General features: G+C 32.7%; 4 protein-coding genes. All 4 read left to right on the forward strand.

The window, feature by feature from the left end:
* The coding region (locus LS81_RS11440) for a hypothetical protein (protein ID WP_034348119.1) at nucleotides 1-298 on the forward strand (298 nt) is incomplete at its 5' end.
* The gene (locus tag LS81_RS10435) at nucleotides 298-1,806 is read left to right on the forward strand and encodes a hypothetical protein (protein ID WP_104696469.1); all 1,509 of its coding nucleotides are present in this window, start codon (nucleotides 298-300) and stop codon (nucleotides 1,804-1,806) included. The genes LS81_RS11440 and LS81_RS10435, both read left to right, overlap by 1 nt.
* Nucleotides 1,803-2,819 carry a hypothetical protein gene (locus LS81_RS10440; RefSeq protein WP_034347966.1) on the forward strand — a complete coding sequence of 339 codons (1,017 nt, stop codon included), beginning with the start codon at nucleotides 1,803-1,805 and terminating at the stop codon, nucleotides 2,817-2,819. The genes LS81_RS10435 and LS81_RS10440 overlap by 4 nt, the downstream gene beginning before the upstream one ends.
* An 8-nt stretch (nucleotides 2,820-2,827) precedes the next feature.
* On the forward strand, nucleotides 2,828-4,294 hold the full coding sequence (locus LS81_RS10445; RefSeq protein WP_104696468.1) for a hypothetical protein: 1,467 nt from the start codon (nucleotides 2,828-2,830) through the stop codon (nucleotides 4,292-4,294).
* The last annotated feature ends 113 nt before the right edge of the window (nucleotides 4,295-4,407 follow it).

A 4,407-nucleotide genomic window follows, 5' to 3' on the forward strand; every position in this document is an offset into this window, starting at 1 on the left:
TTTTCAAAACCTTATCAATAAGCAACCTACGCAAACAAAGATTAAATACCAAAATCCCCAAAACAATGCAGTATATCAACGGGTGGGAGAAGAAACTAATAGCCAAAGAGATTTTCTAATCCAACTTAAAAGAGTAGCAGAATATAGTTATAGAGTATATAAGGGGGAGAAAGTGTTAAATAATAATCCTAAAAGGGAAACAGATGCTAAAGATTCTATTAATGAATCCATACTCAGTAACTTTATCTACAATGAATCTTTTATCCCTACAAAAATAGATATACATAAGGAGTTATAATGCAAGGTGCAATATTTCGTGATGATATAGCTTTTTGGACACAGCTTCTTCAAGAATATGACAAAGCAAAATCTATGCAACCAACTGATATACAATTTAATCAAATAAAATTTGATTCAATCCTAAAAACCCTCAAATCCTATCGCCCTTCTCCAAATGGTAATGGTATTAAATGGAGTAAAGAAGAAAAAGAAGCTTTTATAAAGCTAAGCCTTAAAGAACAAAGAAAAATGATAGTAAGAAAATCTGAATTGAAATCAACTCTCTTTCCTTATGTTAATGTGGATTATGAACCCTATACATATAGTGAGAGAATAAGTGATATGGCTAAAAAGACTTATACTAAAGCCCAAGCTCTTTTAGAGAAGCATAATAATACAGATTTTAATTTGCTAGATTCTAAGATTCAACAAGAAATACTTCATAATCTACGAGTAGCCTATAAAGAGCAGTATTTAAAAGCAGGAGCAAAACTCTCTGAATTACTTTTTAAAAAAGCTTCTCTAAAAGGAGGAGATGAAAGTAAAAAAGAAATACTTGAATGTGTAAAAATTGTAAAAGATTTGCTGAATGAAAAGATTCCAGAGATGAGCTATATGTATTATCAACTCTATAAATGGAGTAGTGATAATGAGAGATTATTTCACACAGAGCTAACACCTTTTAGCTTAGGACTAGCAAGAGAAGAAGCAAGAGAGTGTTATAATCATGCACTAGAGTGTGTTGTATGGGAAGCCATAGATGAGGAAGCGCAGAGAAATGCTAATGCAAAGAGCGTGTATGCAGCCGAACTCTATCTTGCAGCAGCTATTAAATACCAAAGTCCATTAGCTTTTTATCTAGCAGCAAGTAATTATGCACCTAGTGGGCTTACTAGTGAATTATTAAAATACACTCTTATTCCCTATAATGCGTGTCTGCGCTGCTCAATTGCTTTAGGAAATCTTGATGCTCTTATGACACTAATGGATAATTATAAGTATGGCACAAGAATGATGAGAAAATCTCCACTCACACTAAAACTCCTAGAAACATATGTAACAAAAAGATCTAAAGACTTAATCAATGGTTTAGATCCTTACTTTGATGAGAAATTTAGCCCTGAACTCATTATTGATTTGGGTTATATGTTTGCAGCAGCTTATGGAGGATCGATTATGGAACCTGGTCTTTCTCGCCTTGTGAAAGGATGGAATTATTATAGAATTACTATTAAAGATCCAAGAGATAGGGATTCTACACCACAAAGTATAAAAGAGTATTATCTAAGAATGTGGGAAATGTTGGTGTCATGTCACAATGTGATAAAAAGTGGTTTTGATCCAGTGTTTTGGTTAGCCCAAAAAATCTACTCCAACCTCACCTATGGACTACCATCAGCTCGTCCTTACATCTTTCCTAAAGAAGTGCTTAGCTTAGAGATTGATTTTACTAAGGGTTTAGAAGGATATGGAAAAGAAATGGATGAAGAATCACTTAATAAACTTATAGCAGAGGATAAAGAATGAAACAAACAACATATAACTTACATATAAATAATATAGAACGAAGAGAAGCTCTAAAGACATTTACAGATTTAGGTTTAGTAAGTATAGCAGGAAGTTTAGGTTTATCATATGTATGGAATAATCATAAAGATTCTAGTGTAATAGAATCTAATATTGCAAATCATGAAGTAATAAAGCATTCTATACATACAGAATCTAAGCCATATTTTATGTTATATCCACGTACTACATTACTACTTAGTTCATCTTTGATATATAACTTATCACATCTTTTTACATTACTTAAGCTAAACACACCTTTTATCATATTGTTAGATTCTTTGCATACTCCATTACTAGAAACACTACAAGATATAAAAGATAATTTAGAATATATCAATGAACGATATATATACAAGGATATAGAATCTAAACTAGATTCTATTATACAGACATTGCACAATCACAATACGCTATTTTATATTCACAACCCAAGCATAGCAGGTTTTGTGCAAGATAAAGATTTAGCACGAGAGCATACTTTAAAGATGTTAAAAAAGTATGTTTGTGGCAACAAATATAGCCGTGTTCTTCCTTTAAATGCCTTTCATACACGAACAGATTCTATCTTCAAGGAAGCATATTGTAAGGTTCTGTGTTATTTAGATTTAGCAACCGATGAACATGTAACCTATCTTTGCACAAGGATACCAAATGCTACAAAAGAGAGCATAACAAAACTCTTCAATTCTCAAACACTTATGGATACTACAAATCTCATCAAAACAAAAATCAAGATAGATCCAAGTCAAAGCAATGATGATAAAAACTTTATAACTTCAAGAGCAATGTCTTATAGCAGAGATTTTTTAATTCAGCTTAAAAGAGTGGCAGAGTATAACTACTTAGTATATAGTGGATCAATTGATGACAGCTTGAATCGTAAAAGCCCAACGAAAAGAGAAGTAGAAATGCTAGGCAGTCTTATCTATGATAAGGGCTTTATCCCCACAACTATAGATGTGAGAGATTAGGAGTGAGTATGCAGGATGCAATATTTACACATCATGAAGTAAACATATGGAACAAAATAACAAAAGAAGCAGAACACATAACAGAGAAGCATGATTTTACATCACAGGAGCGTATGAGATTGCATGAATTAAATTCAATCCTCCACACCCTCAAATCCTATCGCCCTTCTCCAAATGGTAATGGTATTAAATGGAGTAAAGAAGAAAAAGAAGCTTTTATAAAGCTAAGCTATAAAGAACAAAGAAAAATGATAGTAAGAAAATCTGAATTGAAATCAACTCTCTTTCCTTATGTTAATGTAGATTATAAACCCTATACATATAGTGAGAGAATAAGTGATATGGCTAAAAAGACTTATGCTAAAGCCAATAAGCTTTTAGAATCTCATTCTAAAATAGATTTTAATAATCTAAATCCACAAATTCAACAAGAAATACTTCATAATCTACGAGTAGCCTATAAAGAGCAGTATTTAAAAGCAGGAGTAAAACTCTCTGCATTACTTTTTAAAAAAGCTTCTCTAAAGGGAGGAGATGAAAGTAAAAAAGAAATACTTGAATGTGTAAAAATTACAAAAGATTTGCTGAATGAAAAGATTCCAGAGATGAGCTATATGTATTATCAACTCTATAAATGGAGTAGTGATAATGAGAGATTATTTCACACAGAGCTAACATCTTATAGCTTAGGACTAGTAAGAGAAGAAGCAAGAGAGTGTTATAATCATGCACTAGAGTGTGTTGTATGGGAGGCTATAGATGAGGAAGCGCAGAGAAAAGGTATGAGGGGAACTATCTTTGCAGCCGAACTCTATCTTGCAGCAGCCATTAAATACCAAAGCCCATTAGCTTTTTATCTAGCAGCAAGTAATTATGCTGCTCAAGGTGTTTGGACTACCGCTTATGCTCTTATTCCTCATCATGCCTGTCTTCGTTGTGCTATTGCACTAGGATCTCAAAGCGCGATAGATATGCTTATTCCCTATTATGGAGAAGGTCTTGATGTCCAAAAATCCTTACTAAAATTCAACACACTAGGCAAATATGCCCAAAAATCTTCACAACAAAAAGGCTTAATCAATGGTTTAGATCCCTATTTTGATGAGAAATTTCCCCCTGATTTAATAATTGATTTAAGTGCATATGTGGATGGTTGTGTATATGGTGGAAGTATTGATATGATGGGTTTAGTCTTAGCAAGGGAACAAGGATTGATCAAAGATCCAAGAGATAAAGATTCTACACCAGAGAGTATAAAGCAGTATTATCTCATGATGTGGCAGATTGTAGTCAATAGAAGTAAAACATATACATACAAAGGTATAACACCATACAATTTACTTAGCGATCAAATCTACTCCAACCTCACCTATGGACTGCCATCAGCTCGTCCTTATATCTTTCCTAAAGAAGTGCTTGATTTAAAAATAGATTTTACTAAGGGTTTAGAAGGATATGGAAAAAGAAAAGAATAAGTTTTTTGAAAATTTCTTGCCTTTTAAACCTAAGCAGATATTACAAAGAGCTAATATGCAAAATTACAATCATACAATATTGCAGCAAAAAGATGTCTTAAAAGCATTGGAGT

Source organism: Helicobacter trogontum, from assembly GCF_000765905.2.
In the GTDB taxonomy this organism is placed as follows: Bacteria; Campylobacterota; Campylobacteria; order Campylobacterales; family Helicobacteraceae; genus Helicobacter_A; species Helicobacter_A trogontum.